Origin of the sequence: Streptomyces sp. NPDC004111 (assembly GCF_042874215.1) — a bacterium.
Lineage (GTDB): Bacteria > Actinomycetota > Actinomycetes > Streptomycetales > Streptomycetaceae > Streptomyces.
Map to the genome: position 1 here is coordinate 404,911 of NZ_JBIAMU010000003.1, position 17,299 is coordinate 422,209.

At 71.6% G+C, this 17,299-nt stretch carries 16 protein-coding genes and 2 pseudogenes; 12 read left to right on the forward strand and 6 right to left on the reverse strand.

The window, feature by feature from the left end; genetic code table 11:
* The first annotated feature begins 179 nt into the window (after window positions 1-179).
* From ACFYVL_RS08705 to ACFYVL_RS08730, 6 genes are all read left to right on the forward strand, one after another.
* On the forward strand, window positions 180-1,451 hold the full coding sequence (locus tag ACFYVL_RS08705) for an MFS transporter (RefSeq protein WP_389242194.1): 1,272 nt from the start codon (window positions 180-182) through the stop codon (window positions 1,449-1,451).
* 7 nt (window positions 1,452-1,458) lie between these two features.
* A complete protein-coding gene (locus ACFYVL_RS08710) occupies window positions 1,459-3,237 on the forward strand; it encodes a prolyl oligopeptidase family serine peptidase (protein ID WP_389242568.1) in 1,779 nt (592 codons plus the stop codon).
* 499 nt (window positions 3,238-3,736) lie between these two features.
* Window positions 3,737-5,707: a RiPP maturation radical SAM C-methyltransferase gene (locus ACFYVL_RS08715; protein ID WP_389242196.1), complete on the forward strand. Its 1,971-nt coding sequence runs from the start codon at window positions 3,737-3,739 to the stop codon at window positions 5,705-5,707.
* Window positions 5,708-5,746: 39 nt separating this feature from the next.
* Entirely contained in the window at window positions 5,747-6,412 is a 666-nt protein-coding gene (locus tag ACFYVL_RS08720; protein WP_389242198.1) for a DUF5825 family protein, read from the forward strand.
* Between the two features lie 123 nt (window positions 6,413-6,535).
* Window positions 6,536-7,042, forward strand: a complete 507-nt coding sequence (locus ACFYVL_RS08725) for a SigE family RNA polymerase sigma factor (RefSeq protein WP_389242200.1) — start codon at window positions 6,536-6,538, stop codon at window positions 7,040-7,042.
* A gap of 107 nt (window positions 7,043-7,149) precedes the next feature.
* Window positions 7,150-7,953: a hypothetical protein gene (locus ACFYVL_RS08730; protein ID WP_389242202.1), complete on the forward strand. Its 804-nt coding sequence runs from the start codon at window positions 7,150-7,152 to the stop codon at window positions 7,951-7,953.
* Between the two features lie 23 nt (window positions 7,954-7,976).
* On the opposite strand, the gene ACFYVL_RS08735 is transcribed toward ACFYVL_RS08730, so the two are convergent.
* Window positions 7,977-8,906 (reverse strand): TIGR03620 family F420-dependent LLM class oxidoreductase, encoded by a 930-nt coding sequence (locus ACFYVL_RS08735; RefSeq protein ID WP_389242203.1) that lies wholly within the window; start codon window positions 8,904-8,906, stop codon window positions 7,977-7,979.
* A gap of 130 nt (window positions 8,907-9,036) precedes the next feature.
* Between ACFYVL_RS08735 and ACFYVL_RS08740 the strand changes: the two genes are divergently transcribed.
* Window positions 9,037-9,723 carry a TetR/AcrR family transcriptional regulator gene (locus tag ACFYVL_RS08740; RefSeq protein WP_389242205.1) on the forward strand — a complete coding sequence of 229 codons (687 nt, stop codon included), beginning with the start codon at window positions 9,037-9,039 and terminating at the stop codon, window positions 9,721-9,723.
* 213 nt (window positions 9,724-9,936) lie between these two features.
* Window positions 9,937-10,668, forward strand: a complete 732-nt coding sequence (locus ACFYVL_RS08745; RefSeq protein ID WP_389242207.1) for a DUF1275 family protein — start codon at window positions 9,937-9,939, stop codon at window positions 10,666-10,668.
* A 4-nt stretch (window positions 10,669-10,672) separates the two neighbouring features.
* Here ACFYVL_RS08745 and ACFYVL_RS08750 read toward each other — a convergent pair whose 3' ends face one another.
* Window positions 10,673-11,173: a carboxymuconolactone decarboxylase family protein gene (locus tag ACFYVL_RS08750; RefSeq protein ID WP_389242209.1), complete on the reverse strand. Its 501-nt coding sequence runs from the start codon at window positions 11,171-11,173 to the stop codon at window positions 10,673-10,675.
* Between the two features lie 100 nt (window positions 11,174-11,273).
* On the opposite strand from ACFYVL_RS08750, the gene ACFYVL_RS08755 reads away from it, so the two are divergent.
* The gene (locus tag ACFYVL_RS08755) at window positions 11,274-12,242 is read left to right on the forward strand and encodes a pirin family protein (RefSeq protein ID WP_389242211.1); all 969 of its coding nucleotides are present in this window, start codon (window positions 11,274-11,276) and stop codon (window positions 12,240-12,242) included.
* Between the two features lie 500 nt (window positions 12,243-12,742).
* Here the strand turns inward: ACFYVL_RS08755 and ACFYVL_RS08760 are convergent, their stop codons facing one another.
* Window positions 12,743-13,120, reverse strand: a complete 378-nt coding sequence (locus ACFYVL_RS08760) for a hypothetical protein (RefSeq protein ID WP_389242213.1) — start codon at window positions 13,118-13,120, stop codon at window positions 12,743-12,745.
* A 261-nt stretch (window positions 13,121-13,381) separates the two neighbouring features.
* On the opposite strand from ACFYVL_RS08760, the pseudogene ACFYVL_RS08765 reads away from it, so the two are divergent.
* Window positions 13,382-13,504, forward strand: a pseudogene (locus ACFYVL_RS08765) (IS256 family transposase); the annotation flags it as partial.
* Between the two features lie 99 nt (window positions 13,505-13,603).
* Here the strand turns inward: ACFYVL_RS08765 and ACFYVL_RS08770 are convergent.
* Window positions 13,604-14,203: a DUF6058 family natural product biosynthesis protein gene (locus ACFYVL_RS08770; RefSeq protein ID WP_389242569.1), complete on the reverse strand. Its 600-nt coding sequence runs from the start codon at window positions 14,201-14,203 to the stop codon at window positions 13,604-13,606.
* Window positions 14,204-14,478: 275 nt separating this feature from the next.
* On the opposite strand from ACFYVL_RS08770, the gene ACFYVL_RS08775 reads away from it, so the two are divergent.
* Both ACFYVL_RS08775 and ACFYVL_RS08780 read left to right on the forward strand, forming a co-directional pair.
* The gene (locus ACFYVL_RS08775; RefSeq protein WP_389242215.1) at window positions 14,479-14,781 is read left to right on the forward strand and encodes a hypothetical protein; all 303 of its coding nucleotides are present in this window, start codon (window positions 14,479-14,481) and stop codon (window positions 14,779-14,781) included.
* A gap of 25 nt (window positions 14,782-14,806) precedes the next feature.
* A pseudogene (locus tag ACFYVL_RS08780) lies at window positions 14,807-15,097 on the forward strand (transposase); the annotation flags it as partial.
* A 106-nt stretch (window positions 15,098-15,203) separates the two neighbouring features.
* Here the strand turns inward: ACFYVL_RS08780 and ACFYVL_RS08785 are convergent.
* Window positions 15,204-15,755 (reverse strand): GNAT family N-acetyltransferase, encoded by a 552-nt coding sequence (locus tag ACFYVL_RS08785; protein ID WP_389242217.1) that lies wholly within the window; start codon window positions 15,753-15,755, stop codon window positions 15,204-15,206.
* A gap of 33 nt (window positions 15,756-15,788) precedes the next feature.
* A complete protein-coding gene (locus ACFYVL_RS08790; protein ID WP_389242219.1) occupies window positions 15,789-17,129 on the reverse strand; it encodes a hypothetical protein in 1,341 nt (446 codons plus the stop codon).
* Between the last annotated feature and the right edge of the window lie 170 nt (window positions 17,130-17,299).

Consider the following 17,299-nt stretch of genomic DNA (forward strand, 5'->3'; position numbering starts at 1 on the left):
ACCGGCTCCCCGGGGCCGATTCAAGGATTCTCCGAGGTTTCTCCTCGTTGTCCCGGACACAGTGGTGCGCGGCACGAGTCGGAAGGCGTACGCCGGGTCACCACCGGGGCGCAGACGTCGTCCGGCCGGACCGTCGCCGCACGGGGTGTGCGGGGACCGCGCCGGGAACGGGGGCTCCGTTGAGCAAGCCGAAAACGGATGCGGCGGACGTGCGGCGGCGGGACTTCCGGCTGTACTGGCTGGCGGGTGCCACCGACCGGCTCGGCTCGCACGCGGCCGAACTCGTCCTGGTCCTGCTGGTGCTGACGGTCGGCGGGAGCCCCGCGGTGGCGGGACTGCTCGGCACGGTGGCGGTCGCGGTGGAGACCGTGCTGGGTCCGGTCGCGGGGGTGGTCGCCGACCGCCGGTCGCGGCGGCGGATCATGCTGGTCTCGGCCGCCGTGTCGTTCGTCGCCTTCGGCGTGCTCACCGCGGCCGTGGTCGCCGACGCGGTGACGCTGCCCCTGCTGTTCGCCGTGACCGTCCTGGAGAGCGCCGCCGCGACGACGTACACCGCCGCGGCCCGTGGCGCGATCCGCGCGGTGCTGCCGCCCGAGGACCCCAGCGGGGCCGTCGCGGCGCTGCAGGCCAGGGACCAGGGTGCGGCACTGCTCGGCCCGCTGGTCGGCGGGGTGCTCTACCAGCTCGGCCGGTGGGCGCCGTTCGCCGCCAACGCCCTGTCCTACGTCGGGGTGGCGCTGTGCGTGCGGTCGATCAGGACCGAGCTGTCGGCGCCCGGGGCGCCCGGCCCCGCCGAGTCGTTCCGCGCGTCGGCCGTGGAGGGGCTGCGCTTCCTGTGGCGGCACCCGTTCCTGCGGTTCGCCCTGATCTGGGGTGCCGGGGTGAACGCGGTGTTCACGGCCGTCTACTACTTCGTGCTCCTCGCGTCCCGGCTCGACGGGGCCTCGGCCTCGGCCGTCGGTCTGATGCTGAGCCTGGCGGGCGGCTGCGGTCTCGTCGGCGCGCTGGTGACGCCGTGGATCCTGCGCCGGGTGCCTCCCGGCAGGCTCGTCGCGTGCTGCTCCTGGGCGATGGTGGTACTGGTGGCGCCGCTGGGGATGGTGGGGTCGCTGTGGATGTACGGGGCCCTGTTCGGCGCGGCCCTGTTCCTCGGCCCGGTGCTGAGCGTGCTGTTCCAGACCCGTGCGATCACGATCGTCCCGCCCGAACTCCAGGGCCGCGCCGGAGCTGTGATGACCGGCGCGGTCGGTGTGCTGCAGCTCGCCGCGCCGGCGACCGCGGGCCTGTTGACGGGCCTCCTCGAACCGGCGGCGGTCGGCTGGGTGCTCGCCGGCTGCCTCTCCGCTCTGGCTCTGTACACCCACACCGGCCGCCGCCGCCTGGACCGGGCGGAGCCGGCCGCCGACATGTCCGCCGATCCCGCACCGACCGCCCCTGGACGAGGAGACTGAGGTGGAGATGCAGTTGCGCGTCGCGCCTGCCCTGTTGCCCACGATCGCCGAACTGGCCCCGGACCGGGGCTGCTTCGCCGGCGAGGCGGACGACCGCTGCGAGGTCTTCGCCTGGGACCTGGCGCGAGGAACGGTCCGGCAGGTCACCGACCGGCCGGGGCTGGGCACCGACACCGCCGACGTGGACCCCTGCGGCCGTACCGTCTGGTGGTTCGAGGACGGTCCGACGGGCAGCGGCCGGTGGCTGCGGCAGCCGTGGGAGGGCGGCGCGGACACGCCCGCGCTGCCCGGGGCCGCACCGGGTGCGCACGGCGGGCTCGCGATGGCCGCCGACGGCACCGCCGCGGTGGGCCTGCTCGGCCCGGACGGCCTGTCGCTCCACGTGCGCTCGCCGGAGGGGGACGTACGCACGCTGCTGACCGGCGCCGGACACGGCGAGCTGGTCGACCTGTCCGCGGACGGCACCCTGCTCGCGGTCTGCGGAGAGCCGACGGACCCGGCGGCGGTACGGGTGCTGGACCGCTCCGGCCGCACCGTCGCCACCCTGCCGGGGACCCGGCACCCGCTGTGGGCAATGGGATTCGGCCCGGATCCGGGTCCGCCCCGGCTGCTCCTGGTCGTGGAGCGGGAGGGCTGCTACCGGCTGGGGACCTGGTCGGTGGTGGGCGGCAGGCACCTGGTGGAGTGGTGCCGCTTCGACACCGAGATCTCCGCGAGCTGGTGTCCCGACGGGCGGGTCCTGGTGCGGCAGGACCGGCACGGCCGTTCCACGCTGAGCGTCGTGGACCTGCTGCGGCGGACCCGGACCCCGCTGGAGACGCCGCCGGGCACCCTCCTGGACGCCCGGATGCAGCCGGTCGCCGCCGGTGCCGCGGAACTCACCGGCGCCGGTGGCGATCTCCACTACCTCTGGACGGACACCGCTACGCCCCCGGTGCTGCGCACCGCCTCGGGGCGCAGGCCGCCGGGCGAGCAGGCGGTCGCGGCGGGCCCCGCGGTGCGGGTCCGCGACCGGTGGACGCCGGGGCCCGGCGGCCCGCTCCACACGCTGTTCTCGGCCCCGGCCCACCGGCCGCGGCCGTGGCCCACCGTCCTCCTGGTGCACGGCGGTCCCTTCGAGCAGGACCGTGACGCGTACGACCCGACGGTCACCCTGCTGACCGCCGCCGGGTTCGCCGTCGCACGGGTCAACTACCGGGGCTCCACGGGGTACGGGCCCGCCTGGCGCAACGCGTTCGACGACGGGGTGGGTCTCACCCAGGTCGCCGACCTGGCGGCGGTCCGCGCCAACCTGGTGCGGGCGGGCCTCGCGGACCCGGAGCGCGTGGCGCTGGCCGGCTGGTCGTGGGGCGGCTATCTGACGCTGCTCGCCCTCGGCTCCGAGCCGGGGCTGTGGCGGGCCGGGGCGGCGGTCCACCCGGTCGCCGACAGCGTCGCGGCGTTCCGTACGGGCACCTCGGCGCTGCGCTCCCTGGACACCCGGCTGTTCGGCGGGACGCCCGACGAAGTGCCGCACCGCTACGCCGAGTCGTCGCCGATGACGTACGTATCCCGGGTGCGCGCACCGGTCCTGCTGGTCGCCGGCGGCAACGACGTGAAGTGCCCGCCGGAGCAGATCGTGGCGTACGCGGACGCGCTGCGCGCGCACGGCGCCGAGCCGGAGCTGCTGGAACTGGACACCGGGCACGAGAGCCGGGCCGTGCAGTGCCAGGCGACCGCCCTGATCAGGGTCGTGACCTTCCTCGGTGCCGCCCTCGGCGGCCGGGTGGCCGCGGAGGCGCTGTGAGCGCCCGTCCCAGCCGCCGGCCCGCGCCCGGCACGGGCAGGCGGCCGACCGTTCCCCCGCCGCGGGAAGGGGGTGAACCCATGCGGAAGACCACCGTGCACAACGACCCTCGCAGCCCCCACGCGCAGGAACGGGCCTATGTGCCGCGCATCGTCATCGTCGTCATGATCAACGGCTGACGTACCCGGCGGCGGGCCGCCCGCGCGGGCGCCGTGCCCGCCCACCGACTCCGCCCGTCCGCGCCCCGGCGCGGGTCCGGCGGCCGACCGTCCCCACACGGGAAGGGGGGTGAACGACATGCGGAAGACCATCGTCCACAACGACCCGCTCGACCTGAAGAACCAGGCTCGGGCCAACCGGCCGATCATCATCATCATCGTCAGCGCCTGACATCCCAGGGGACGCCGGGACGGCCGCCCGCCGGCCGTCCCGGCCGTCCCGCCCTCCTCACCACGCGCACCGCGCACACCCCGTACGCCTCGAAAGGCCGGGAGTCCACGTGAACATCGTCATCGTCAACATGCCCTGGTCCCTCATCGACGTGCCGTCCCTGGCGACCGGCATCCTGCGCCGCACTGCCGCCAACACCCTGCCCGACGCCCGGGTCACCGTCGTGCACGGCAATCTCGAATACGTCGACTGGCTGACCGAACGCCGGGAGTTCAGCCTCGCCCAGTTCAACCTGCTCGCCCTGGACAGCTACTTCAGCGGTCTCGGCGACTGGGTGTTCTCCTCCGCCCTGTACGACGACCCCGAGTGGCGGGTCGCCGAGATGACCGAGGAGATCCCGCTGGAGGAGGCGGACCGCGAGCTCAGCATCGAACTGCACCGGGAGGCACCGGAGTTCATAGCCGAGCTGACCTCGCGCATCCTCGCCCTCGAACCCGACCTGGTCGGCTTCACCTCCACCTTCCAGCAGAACACCGCGGCCCTGGCCACCGCCCGCGCCGTCAAGCGCGCGGCTCCGCGGACGCACGTCGTCTTCGGCGGGGCCAACTGCGACGGCCCCCAGGGCGAGGCCCTGCACCGCAACTTCCCCTTCGTCGACTCCGTGGTGCGCGGCGAGGGCGAGCACTCCTTCCCCGCGCTGCTGCGCGAACTCGACAAGGGTGACCCCGACCCGTCGGTACTCGCCGGGATACCCGGGCTCTGCTGGCGCGGCCCCGACGGCGTCGTCGTCAACGCCATGAGCAACCGCCCGCTGCGCCCCTCCGAGATCGTCTCGCCGGACTACGACGGCTACTTCGCCCGCCTAGAAGCATCGGCGGCGCGCGACTGGGTCGAACCGAAACTGGTGGTCGAGGGCTCGCGCGGCTGCTGGTGGGGCGAGAAGCACCACTGCACGTTCTGCGGCCTCAACGGCTCGTTCATGGAGTTCCGCAGCAAGAGCCCGGACGACTTCTACGCCGAGGTGATGCGGCAGGTCGAACAGCACCAGGTGCTCGACATGTACGTCGTCGACAACATCCTCGACATGCGGTACCTGTCCTCGGTGCTGCCGAGGCTGCGCGAGTCCGGGTACGACCTGCGGCTGCAGTACGAGATCAAGTCGAACCTCCGCCGCGACCAGCTGGAAACCCTCTACGGTGCGGGCCTGGTCAATGTGCAGCCCGGCATCGAGAGCCTCAACAGCCGGGTCCTGAAGCTGATGGACAAGGGCGTCTCCGGCTGTCTGAACATCCGGATGCTGCGCGACGCCGAGTCGGTCGGCCTGTCGGTGTCCTGGAACTACCTCTACGGGTTCCCCGGCGAGCGCAACGAGGACTACCTGCCGATCGTCGAGCAGTTCCCCGCCCTGCACCACCTCGCGCCGATGGAGGGCGTGGCCAGGATCGTCACCGAACGGTTCAGCCCCAACTTCAACAACCCCGCGCTGGGGTTCCACCCGCTCAAGCCCGACGCGCAGTACCGGCGCAACTACGACCTTCCCGAGTCGGAGATGCTCGACTTCGGCTACCTGTTCACCGCGCCGCACCAGGGCATCGACGAGGAGACGAGCGACGCGCTCAAGGCGGGCGGGGCGCGCTGGCAGCAGGAGCACGTGCAGTGCCGGCTCAGCATGATCGACCTGGGCGACCGGATCGTCCTGGTCAGCCGCCGCAAGGACTTCGACTGGAGCACGCTGACCCTGCACGACCCGTTCGAGGTCGCCGCGTTCCGGCTGCTCGACCAGCCGCACACCGCACCCGGCCTGGTGCGCAGGCTCGGCGAGGGCGCCACCGGGGCCAGGGTGGACGCGCTGCTGGCGGAGTGGCTGCGGCTCGGCGTCGTGTTCACCGACGACGGGCAGTGGGTGCACATCGCGCCCTTCGCCAACAACCAGGAACTGCTGCGCTTCGAGCGCATCTTCGACACCCGCCGCAAGGGCACCTCCGACGGGGAGGAGACCGACGACCCGGCCGCGGCGACCGGCACGCCCCAGGAGGCCCCTGCCCCCACCACCGGCCCGGCACCGGCACCGGCCGCCTGACCGGGCCGCCCGCAGCGGACCCGAGGAGGAGCACCGCTCATGCCCACGACCACCACCCCACTCACCCTGACCACCTGGCGCGACCACGACGAGGAGGTACTGCAACTGCCCTCGATGGACTCCCCCACCCGGATCACGGCGGACCCGGCGGGACCGGGGCCGACGGAGCTGGCGGCCGGGCTCTACCGGAGCGGGGCCCGGCGGGTCGCGCTCGACCGGCCCGCCGACCTGTCCGGCGGCACCGGCGCCCGTTCCATCGTCACCACCATGCTGCTCGTCGCCGAGCTGACGAGCTGGGGCCTGGTGGTCGACTGGGAGATCTCGCTCGGCGCCGAGCCGGAGATCTGGCGCTCGCTCAACCACCTGTATCCGCCGAGCGCCGTCCTGGACACCCCGGACGCGGACGACATCCGGCAGCAGTGGAAGGAGACCTTCTACCTCTGCAAGTGCGTCTACCGCAAAGGCCCCGGCTTCGTCCAGGTGCGCGACCGGCGCACCGGCGGCTCGCTGTTCCGCTTCACCCTCCACGACCCCGCCTACCTGCGGGCCGTGGAACAGCTGTCGACCGGCTGCCCGGCGGAGACCGTACCCGCCCGGGTGCTCGACGACCTGGTCGGCGAGAGCCTCGCCGGACGCGCCGGCAACCTCGCCTGGTGGCTGCCGTACCGGGTGCACCGCTGGCCGTGGCCCTCGTTCGCCGCGTGACGCCCCGGGCCTTGCGCACACGCGGCCGAACTGGTCGCCGATGGCGCGCGACAGAACGGCCGCTCGCGTAGTCAAGGGGAGTATGTACAGGAAGCACGGAACAAGAGAGCGGGCGGCGGCCGAGTGAAGTCAGCACAGGAGGACGCCTACCTGGAGTTCGTCAGGGCGAGGGCGAACGCGCTGTACCGCTCGGCGTACGTACTGGCGGCAGGTGACACGCATCTCGCCGAGGACCTGGTTCAGGAGACCCTCGGCCGGGTGTACGTCCACTGGAAGAAGGTGGCACGGGCGGACAGTCCGCCGGCCTACGCGCAGACGGTGCTGATCCGCACCTTCCTCACGCTGCGGCGCCGGCGGAGCACCGGGGAGCGTCCCACCGGCGACATGCCGGACAGCGCGGCCCCCGGCCAGGACACCGCGCTGCGGCTCACCCTCATGCACGCGCTGGGGCAGCTTCCGCCGCGGGACAGGGCGGTGCTGGTGCTGCGGTACTGGGAGGGCCACAGCGTCGAGGAGACCGCCGGGATGCTCAAGCTGAGCAGCGGTGCGGTCCGTTCGCAGGGCAGCCGGGCCCTCGGCCGGGTGCGCGCACTGCTCGGCGACAGCCTCTCCGACCTGGTGGCGCACTGAGTGCGGCGGGCCCGCAGGGCCCGACCTCCGGCGCACCGACCGCGGCCGGTCAGCCCGGCCCGCGCCGCCCCGAAACCCCTTCCAGCCCCGGACAAGGTGACACACGTATGCCTTTCGAAGCAGACCTCGCAGATGCCCTGGACCGTACGACGGACCACCTCGACCCCGACCTCTCCGCGCTCGTCGGCCAAGCCCTGAACCGCGGGCGCAGGCGTCGGCTGCGGCGCCGGATCGGAGCGGGGGCGGGAATCTGCGCCGTGCTCACCGCGACCGCGCTGGTGGTTCCCGAGGTGCTCGCCGGAACGCGTTCCGCCGGGTCCGACATGGAGACGGTGGCGCTGGCGACGCCCCGTTCCGCGATCACCGGCAAGCAGATGAGCGACACCCTGAAGAAGACGTTTCCCGGGGCCCGGTTCAGCCAGGTGACCGGGCAGAGCAACAACCCCTCCGATCCGTCCGGCGGTTACGTCGCCAACGGCGGTCTCGTCGTCGACGACGGGCACGGCCCGTCCTCGGTGGGCGTTTCCGCCCTGCGGCTCAAGCTGCCCTTCGCGGACGCGGACGGGCTCAGCTGCGAACAGGAGCAGACGCCTCCGCGCGCCGAGGGCGACACCTGCGAGATGAAGGAACTGCCGAGCAGCACCGCGCTTCCCGGTGGGGCGCTGGTGATGTCCGAGAGGATCGCGGAGCGGCAGCCGGCCGGTGCCGGCACCGCCCACCGCTGGACGGTGACGCTGACGGTGAAGTCGACCGGCGCACAGCTCCAGTTGGTGCAGTGGAACACCGCCGGCCCCTTCGAGGCCACCACCGCCCCGAAGCCCACCCGCTCCGCCCCTCCGCTCTCCGAGCAGCAGGCGGTAGACGCACTCACCGGAGCCGTGTGGTCGACGGTGCGGGGGGCTGTGGCCTGACGGGGACGGTGGCCGGCCGCCCGTCACAGGGTCAGCACGGCGGGCGCCAGTTCGCGCCATTCGCGCTCCGGCAGCGCGGCCGGGTCGGCGGTCAGAACTTGCAGGCAGACGTGGTCGGCCCCCGCGTCGAGGTGTTCCCGCACGCGGCGGCGGACGGCCTCCACGTCCCCGTACGCGACGATCGCGTCCACCAGCCGGCGGCTCGGTCCGCCGACGATGTCCGCGTCGCCGAAGCCCAACCGCCGTACGTTCGCCTCCTGGTGGGCCGCCAGGGACACGTACATGGCGACGTGCGCCGTGGCCACCTCGCGGGCCCTGTCGAGGTCGGTGTCGAGCACCACGGCCTGTTCGACGCCGAGGAACGCGTGCGGGCCCATGATCCGGCGGGCCCGCGCGGTGTGTTCGACGGGTACGAAGTAGGGGTGCGCGCCCCAGGTGCGCTCGGCGGCCAGCGCCAGCATCTTCGGGCCGAGCGCGGCGAGTACGCGGCGGGGCGCGGGGTCCGGCACCGGCCCCTGGGAGGGGGCCGCGTCCATGGCGTCCAGATAGCCGCGCATCGTGGACAGTGCCCTGCCCCGGGTCGGAACCGGGTAGCCGTCCACCTTGTGCACGGTGTCGTCGACCCGGTGGCCGCCGAGCCCGAGGAGGTAGCGGCCCGGGTACGCCTCGCCCAGTGTGCGCGTCGCGGCGGCGGTGGCCAGCGGGTCGCGGAACGCGATGTTCGCGATGCCGGAGGCGACGACGAGCCGACGGGTCGCCGCCAGCAGCAGCCAGGCCTGGCCCACCGCGTCCCGGCCGAAGGCCTCTCCGTACCAGAGCGCTCCGTACCCCAACTCCTCCAGTTCCGCCGCGGATTGACGTACGCGCCCCGCGGGCTGCTGGTCGTGGGCAAGGGTCCAGATCCCGACGCGGCCGAGGTCGGGGGCGGTCGCGGGATCGGTGCCGACTGACATGGCTCACTCCTCGAAGTCCCGCCGAACGGACGGGAGAACGTACCGGAGAGGTTCTCCGGTTCACTGGCGGTACGATACGGAGAGGTTCTCCGCTTGGCTACACCCCAGCCCGACCGAAAGGCAGACCGCGATGACGCCCGGCCACGGCACCGACGCCCCACCGCCGCGCCGCAGCGACGCGCGCCGCAACCGGGAACGACTGGTGGACGCCGCGCGGGAGACGTTCGCGGAGTTCGGACCGGGGGCCTCCCTCAACGAGATCGCCCGCCGCGCGGACGTCGGCCCGGGAACCCTGTACCGCCACTTCCCCCACCGCCAGGCGCTGCTGACCGCGGTGCTCAGGGACCGGGTCGAGGCGCTGTGCGCGAAGGCCGAGGAACTGCGCACCAGCGATCAGGTCACCCCCGACGAGGCACTGGCGCAGTGGACGCAGGCCTTCCTGACCCACGCCCGCGACCAGCAGGGCATCGGCAGCGCCCTGCTGGTCGAAGGGGGCGAGGAGTTGGGCATCGACTGCCACCGGATGATCCAGGACGCGGCGAACGGCGTACTGGCGCGGGCCCAGCGGCACGGCACGGCGCGCCCCGACCTGGCGGCCCCGGACCTGGTGCGGCTGGTCACCGGCATCGCCCTGTCCACCGTGCCCGGCGACGGCCCCCAGCGGGCACCCCGGGCCCCGCAACCCCCTCGGACCTCTCAACCCGGGCAGGCCGCTCGGGCCCAGCAAGCCGAGCAGTCCGAACAGGCCGAGCGGCTGCTGGAGTTGGTGCTCGACGCCGTACACGCCGGGCCGCGCCACGACGGCCCGCCCCGGTAGGACGGCAGTCCCGCCGCGCGCCGCCATCTCCGCGCGCCGCCCTGCCCACGGCCCGTCCACGCGTACGCTGCTGCATCGCACCCCCGCCGGACAAGCCGGGGACCCTCCCGCAGGACACGCAGGACACGCAGGACACGCCGGGCACTCACGACACGCGCGAACCCAGGACACGCACAGGGGCCGTCGGGCCCGTCACGAAGGGAACGTCCGAGGATGCGCAAGCTGCTCGTGGACGCGGCCCGCACGCTGGTGCCTCCGAAGGGGGACCGGCACGGTCCGCTGCCGCCCCTGATGCTGGCCCTCACCGCGGTGACGGGGCTCGTGGACGCGGTGAGCTATCTGGCGCTCGGCCACGTCTTCGTCGCCAACATGACGGGCAACGTGGTGTTCCTCGGCTTCGCCCTGGCGGGCGCGGAGGGGCTGTCCGCGCCCGCCTCCGTCGTCTCTCTGGCGGCCTTCCTCGCCGGCGCCCTGGCAGGTGGCCGCTTCGGCGTCCGGTTCGCCGCTCACCGGGGCCGCCTGCTCGCCTCGGCGATGGCCGTACAGGCGGTGCTGTTCGCCGCAGCCCTCGGTACCGCGCTCGCGGGGCAGGACGGCACGGCCGGTTCCGTCACCTACCCGCTGATCGTGCTGCTCGCGCTCGCGATGGGGCTGCAGAACGCGGTGGCCCGACGGCTCGGCGTGCCGGACCTCACGACGACCGTGCTCACCCTCACCCTGACCGGGCTCGCCGCCGACTCGGGACCGGCCGGAGGGACGGGGCCCCGGCCCGGCCGCCGCATCCTGTCGGTACTGGCGATGTTCCTCGGCGCCCTCGCCGGAGCCCTGCTCCTCAGGGTCGGCCCCTCCCTCGTCCTCGCCGTGGCGCTGACCCTGCTCGTCGCCGGTGCGGTGGCCCTGTGGCGGCTCTCCGCACCGGACGCGGTGTGGGCGGCGGCGCCGTAGGGGTTCAGCGGGCGGAGGTCTCCCGTACCGGGTGCTTGCTCAGGATCGAGACGCGGTTGAAGGCGTTGATGGCGATGGCCACCCAGATCACCGCGGAGATCTCGGCGTCGTCGAGTACGGCGCCCGCCTCCTCGTACGCCCGCTCCTGGGCGAGGGCGTCGGCGGGGTGGGTGGTGGCCTCGGCGAGGGCCAGGGCCGCGCGCTCGCGGGCGGTGAAGAGTTCCGTGTCGCGCCAGGCGGGCAGCACTCCCAGGCGGCGGGTGGTCTCGCCCGCGCGCAGTGCGGCCCGGGTGTGGACGTCCAGGCAGAAGGCGCAGCCGTTGAGCTGGGAAACGCGGAGGTTGACCAGTTCCACGAGGATGCGGTCGAGGCCCGCCTCCGCCGCCGTCGCGCGTACGGCATCGGCCGTCCCCACCAGTGCCTGGTACGGCTCGGGGCTCTGCTTGTCGAGGTAGATCCGGCCGGCGGCCCGGGGTGACTCCGTGACCAGTACCGTCTCGCTCATCGTGTGCTCCTTCGTCATGTTGTCGATAATCGCCTTCGAGACTATGATCATCCACTGTTGTTGAAAATGAAACTACACGGGTGGGGAGAGTGGTCCGGACATGGGTGACGCAGGAGTCGGGGTCGAGGTCGGTACCGGGACCGGGTCGGAGGCCTCGGCCGGGGCCTCGGTCGAGGTCCTGACCCCCCGGGACGTGCCGCTGGGCGGACCCCGCGCGATGACGGTACGGCGCACCCTGCCCCAGCGGTCCCGGACCCTCATCGGGGCCTGGTGCTTCGCCGACCACTACGGCCCCGACCGGGTCGCCGACTCCGGCGGCATGGACGTGGCCCCGCACCCGCACACCGGGCTCCAGACGGTGAGCTGGCTGTTCGGCGGGGAGATCGAGCACCGCGACAGCATGGGCAGCCACGCCTTCGTACGGCCCGGCGAACTCAACCTGATGACCGGCGGCCACGGCATCAGCCACACGGAGGTCTCCACCCCCGGCACCACGGTGCTGCACGGCGTCCAGCTCTGGGTGGCCCTCCCCGACCAGCACCGCCACGCCCCGCGCGACTTCCAGCACCACGCACCCGGGCCGGTCCGCGTCGACGGCGCGACGCTGCGGGTCTTCCTGGGCTCCCTCGCGGGCGAGACCTCCCCCGTGCGCACCTTCTCGCCGCTCCTCGGCGTCGAGATCCTCATCGCGGCCGGAGCGACCGTCACTCTCGACGTCGACACGGAATTCGAGCACGGGCTGCTCGTCGACGAGGGCGACGTCCGCTTCGACGGCACCCTCCTGCGCCGGGCCGAACTCGGCTACGCCGCCCCCGGCCGCACCACCCTCACCCTCACCAACGAGTCCGACCGGGAAGCCCGGACGGTCCTGCTCGGCGGGCCGCCCTTCGAGGAGGAGATCGTGATGTGGTGGAACTTCATCGGCCGTTCCCACCACGATATCGCACAGGCCCGCGAAGACTGGATGACGGGCTCCCGCTTCGGCGAGGTGAAGGGGTACGACGGCTCCCCCCTTCCGGCCCCCGAACTCCCGCGAACGCCCCTGAAACCACGGGGCAACGCACGCTGACCTGCACTCATTCGACAACAAGCTCGGCGCATCCACAACGAGCAACCTAACGCAAGAGAAATCATCTCAATGCCTTGCACCCACCCCCTCGTTCGGGGTTGGCGACACCCAGTGGGGCTCAGTGTGCGAGTAAGTTTGGGAGTGTTTAGCAATCCCAATGCTGACCCAATGCTGACTCTTCCGACGGAGCGTCAGATCTGAATGGGATGCTATCTGCGCGGCCCCAGCGCCCCAGTGGGGCCGCGCCGACGAGCGAAGACTCATAGCACTACGAAGATCCGGCGTAGCCGAGATCAGCACAGGCTGTTGGTGCGCCCTGGTAGTCGCCAGTTCCGGCCCGCTGGAGCGTCACCGAGACCCCAGAGGACTCCGACCTTGTAGAGGGCGACGGATACGGGAGTCACGCTGAAGGTCTGCGGACGCTCATGCCGGTCGGGAAGGAGCTTCGCCGCGCGTGCAGCGGCACCGATCATCTCCACTGCGCAGTCGTGGTCCCCGGCCTACGAAGACGCGTAGGCCGCCGTGCAGAGCATCTGCGCGAACGTCGCGGCCTGCACCGGAGTCTTCAGTCCGGTGGCCTCCACCTTCGCCGCGGCGTGAAGGGTGACGCGTTGCACGGTCGCACCACGGTCCTCGTGGCGCAGGACGATGCTGAACGCGCGGGCGGAGGCCGGAGCCGCCAGGGGCGAACCGCACAGCCCGGAGAAGATGTTGGACCGGTCGGCGGTGATCCTACTCGCCGAGTAGCGGCCGATCTTCGACAGGGCCTCGGTGGCCAGGTCGTAGCAGACCGCGAGCCGCACGTAGTTGTCCGCTTCGCCGCCCTCGGCGCAGGCGTGGCCGGTGGCGAGAAGGTCCGGCAGAGCCAGGACCAGCATCTCGTGGTCGCCGACATCGAAGAGGGCTCGTACCCGACGGGCCGGCGACCACCCGCCGCGCGCTGTGCGTGCCCCCAGACCCCGGGGCGGAGGTCCCGCACCCCGGTGTGGGACCGGCCGCCGCCGTGTTCGCTGCGGGCGGCGGCCGGGGCGCGGGTCTCTCTCCCTCCCCCAAAAAAGGAGTTCGCCGCGCACGCCCTCACCCACGGGCAGGGACGGCGGGGAGCGCCGGCCCGTCGGCAAGGACGCATACCAAAGCCGCGTTGTGTGGTCACCCATGGTGCCGGCTCCCGCACTGCAGCCCTGACGATGGGTTTCAAGCTTGTTGAGTCCACCCAGGCCCGGTGGCGGGCCGTGACCGCGCCCCACCTCGTCGCACTCGTCTGCACGGTCCCGCTTTGAACGCGGCCATCTCGTCGTCCCAAAGCCCGCGCGGCATGAGCGATCGCAACCGATCCGCAGAACGCTACCCATGGATCCGGGTCACGGACGCGGGAAGCGGGTGCGCGGGGCGTCGATGCAGGTTTCCCGGGACGTGGGTCCGCCGAACCGAAGACGGTCGTAGGCCGTGAACGCCGGTTCCAGCGTGTCGAGTTCATCGACCAGCGCGTGCAAACACTCAGACCACCGTGCTGAACCGGCATCCGGCTCGTTCGCCGCAGCGCTGATCGCGGTCGTCAGGTAATCCTTGCGCTGAATGGCGGCCGGGGTCACCGAGTGCAAGCACACGTACTGTCCGCTGAGATACGCATTCCACTCCGCCTTCCCGGTGATCGGGTCGGCCCAGTGAGCGGTGAACCACGCTTCGAGCAGCTCTACGCCGCCGGCTTCGTCGGCGAGAGCGAACAGGTCGGCCGGCACCATCTCGGCACCGTCGGAGCGCAGATATCCCGGAAGCGGCAGATACTGCCCCAGCATCAGCCGGCGGACCGCATCGGCATCGCGGCCATGATGTGCGCACAGTACCTCCAGGGCAACGAACTGCGCGCTGACGTATGCGTCATCGGTACCGGTCATCGGATGGTCGCCGTTGACTTCGCGGAATCGCTCGGCGAGCTGCTGCTTCAGATCCGTCTCGGACATCGGGTCGCCTCCGGCGTTTACCAGCGCGGGCATCTCCCGCACAGGACTCGACACGCTACCGCCCGGACGGTTCGGCACTCACCGAACCATCGATGAAACCACGACAGCACGAGTGCACCTCGCCCTCGTCCCGCCCACGGATCCACAGCTCTTGACAATTACTCGTCCCTGACAGGCTGGCACGGGAAAACCCTTAGAGCTCGTAACACGATCTTGCCGATGTTGGTGATGGACCACTGCGTGTGACCATCCAGCTCCCCGCGATACTGGGGGGGATGGATACCTATGAGGGTCGTGCGCGGCTTGAGTGGTGGGCCAATCGCTCGACGATTCTGGGAGGGTTCGACGTGCGGGTCACGGCCTGTGCTGCCGGCAGCGACTGGACGTGCGAAGCGATTCTCGATGGCCCGCTGTCGGCAGACCAACAGGAGGTCTTCGATCTCTTGATGCAGGCCGATCCTGTCTTCACCCTTCACTTCGACGAGGGCAGCGAGATCCTGGTCAACGTTGCTGCGGCCCGGGGCGGCGGCCGTCTCGCCCTCACCGTCTATGAGCCGACGGCATCTGTCGGCCCGTAGAGCTCGTACCGGGACCTTGGCGAGGATGCAGCGTCACAGCCGTGACCGGTGTGATGATTCGGCCGTTCGGGAGGGTGTGGGCACTCGACCGTGGATTGTGGACGACGACTTGTGGGCACTGATCGAGCCGCTGCTGCCGCCTTGGCCCAAGCGGTCGCCGGTTCCGAAGCCGGTGGACGATCGTCGGTGCCTGCAGGGCATCCTGTTCGTCCTGCACCAGGACATCGCCTGGCAACTCCTCTCGCTGGAGCTGGGGTTCGGCTCCGGGCAGACTTGCTGTCGGCGACTGGAGCGGTGGCAGCAGGCTGGCGTCTTCGACCGGCTGCACCGCATCCTGCTCACTGAACTGAATGCGGCGGGCCAACTCGACTCACCCGGGCATCATGCCCGACTGTCCACAGCCATGATCGACCGGACAAGTCCTAGTGGGTGCCGCGCCACTCGCGCTCCAGCATGGAGTGCACGATGGAGTCACGCCACTGGCCGGCCTTGGAAATGTGTTCGCGGATGCGGCCTTCCTCGACCATTCCTGCCTTGTGCATGGTCTGGGCCGAGGCCGCGTTGTACGGGGAGCGCGCACCCCAGATGCGGTGGAGGTCGAGTTCCTCGAAGCCGAGGCCGAGCAGGAGCTGGACGCTTTCCAGTCCGTATCCCTTGCCCCAGCGGCTGCTGCGGAGGGCAAAGCCCATGGTGGCGGCGCTTGTTTGGTGCGGGTCCATGGCCAAGCGCCCGAAGCCGACCAGTTCGCCCGCGCCGCGTTCAACGACCGCGAGTGCGTACTCAGTGCGCGGCTGCATGGTGGCGGAGGCGATCGAGCGCGTCACGATGTCGTGGACCTGGTCGCGGGTTCGGGGTGTGAACGAGAGGTGCTCGGTGGCGACTTCGCTTCCATAGATCGCGTGGACGGCATCCACATCGTCGACGGCGAGTTCGCGAAGCTCCAGGCGCTGGCTGCGGCGGCTGACCGGGTACATGGAAGCGGACTCTACCGGGGCCGCCGCAGCCGCTTAGCGCGGGAGTGCGGGGCGGGTGGGCCCGTACGCCTCGATCTCTTCGTGGAGGTCGCGTGCGAGGGTCGCGTCGCGGGCGGGGCCATGAAGCAGGGCCTGGCCCACGCGTTCCGCGGAGACGATAATGCCGCGGTTGCGCAGTCCGGTCTGCAGGTCCAGGACGGGGCGCAGTGCTTCGGCCGCACCGTCGATTTCCCCGCCGTGCAGCCGGATGAGTGCGAGGTTGCAGCGCGCGCCGGCCTGGTCGCCGAAGGCCCAGTGCGGGGCGCTGGGATCAGCGAAAGCATCCACTGCCTGCTCGGCGAGCGTGTTCGTTTCGCTGTCGCCGCGGCCGAGCAGCACGCGGGCTTCGGTGTCGTAGTACAGGTGCTTGGGCTGGGGGAAGGTCAGCAGGCCGCCGTAGGCGTCGAGGTCGTCGGGAGTGACCCGTTCCCGCAGGCTCTGCGCCCGGTGGAGGGCGGTGGTGGCTGCCTGCTCGTCGCCAAGGAGTGCCGCCGCCCGTGCTTCGAGGCCGGCGAGCCAGACGCCGACGGTGCCTCGCAGATCGGGCTGCTCGGCGGCCCCCTGGCGGGCGTAGTGCAGGGCTTGGGTGCCCTTGCCCGACCAGTAGGTGATCAGGGACTTGAGGCCGTAGGTAAGCGCGATCAGCCCGCCGTGTTCGGCCTGCTGGGCGCAGACACCGGCGGCGCGGGCCTGGACCATGGCCGACTTCTCGTCGCCCATGTCGTGGCTGGCCTTGGCCATGTGGACGGACAGGACCGTGGCCAGGAAGTGGAGGTCGCGGGTCTGGGAGGGGCGTGCCCGGCCGCCTTCGATAAGGCGGAAGGTGTCGTCCTGGGCTTCCGCGATGTTGTCCCAGATCTCGGCGAGCGGCACTTTGGGGTACTGGTCAACGATGTCGGCGACGGTGTCGGTCAGGAGCCCGAGGGTCTCGGGCCCGATCTGGCCCCGTTCTGCCCCCAGGGCGAAGTCTGCTGCGCGTCGTGCGGCCATGGCTGCCGTCCTTCTCATCTCGTGGTGCTCCGCGCCCTTGTCGGCGCGGAGGTCGGCGGACGCGCCGGCCGGGGCGGGAGATGGAGTTCCTTCGGGAGCTGGGCTCCAGAGTTCCTCGATGCTGTAACCGAGCATGTGCGTGAGTACCCGGCGGGCGTCTTTCTGCGGCTGGCGCTGCCCGTAGTACCAGCCCTCCCAGGTCGACAGGGCGGGCACGAGGCTGCACAGCGACGGGTTCTCCTCGATCGCTGCGCGTTCCCGGGCCGCCTTCTTGAAGTCGGGCAAAAACGCGGCGTAGTCCGAGCGCCCGCTGGTGTCGAGCAGGTGCCGCAACAACGTGCGCATCGCGCCTCCCGTGTGCCCTGTGGCCAGTGCGTCCGTTCCTCCGACGGTAGAACGCCAACACCCTCAATGTGCCCTGCGCAGAGGGTACTTGCCCATTCCGAAGGCGTTCCGAGGAAGACCCGAAGAAGGTCCGGGGATCCGCCTCGCACCTCCCCCGCCTTCCGGGGGCG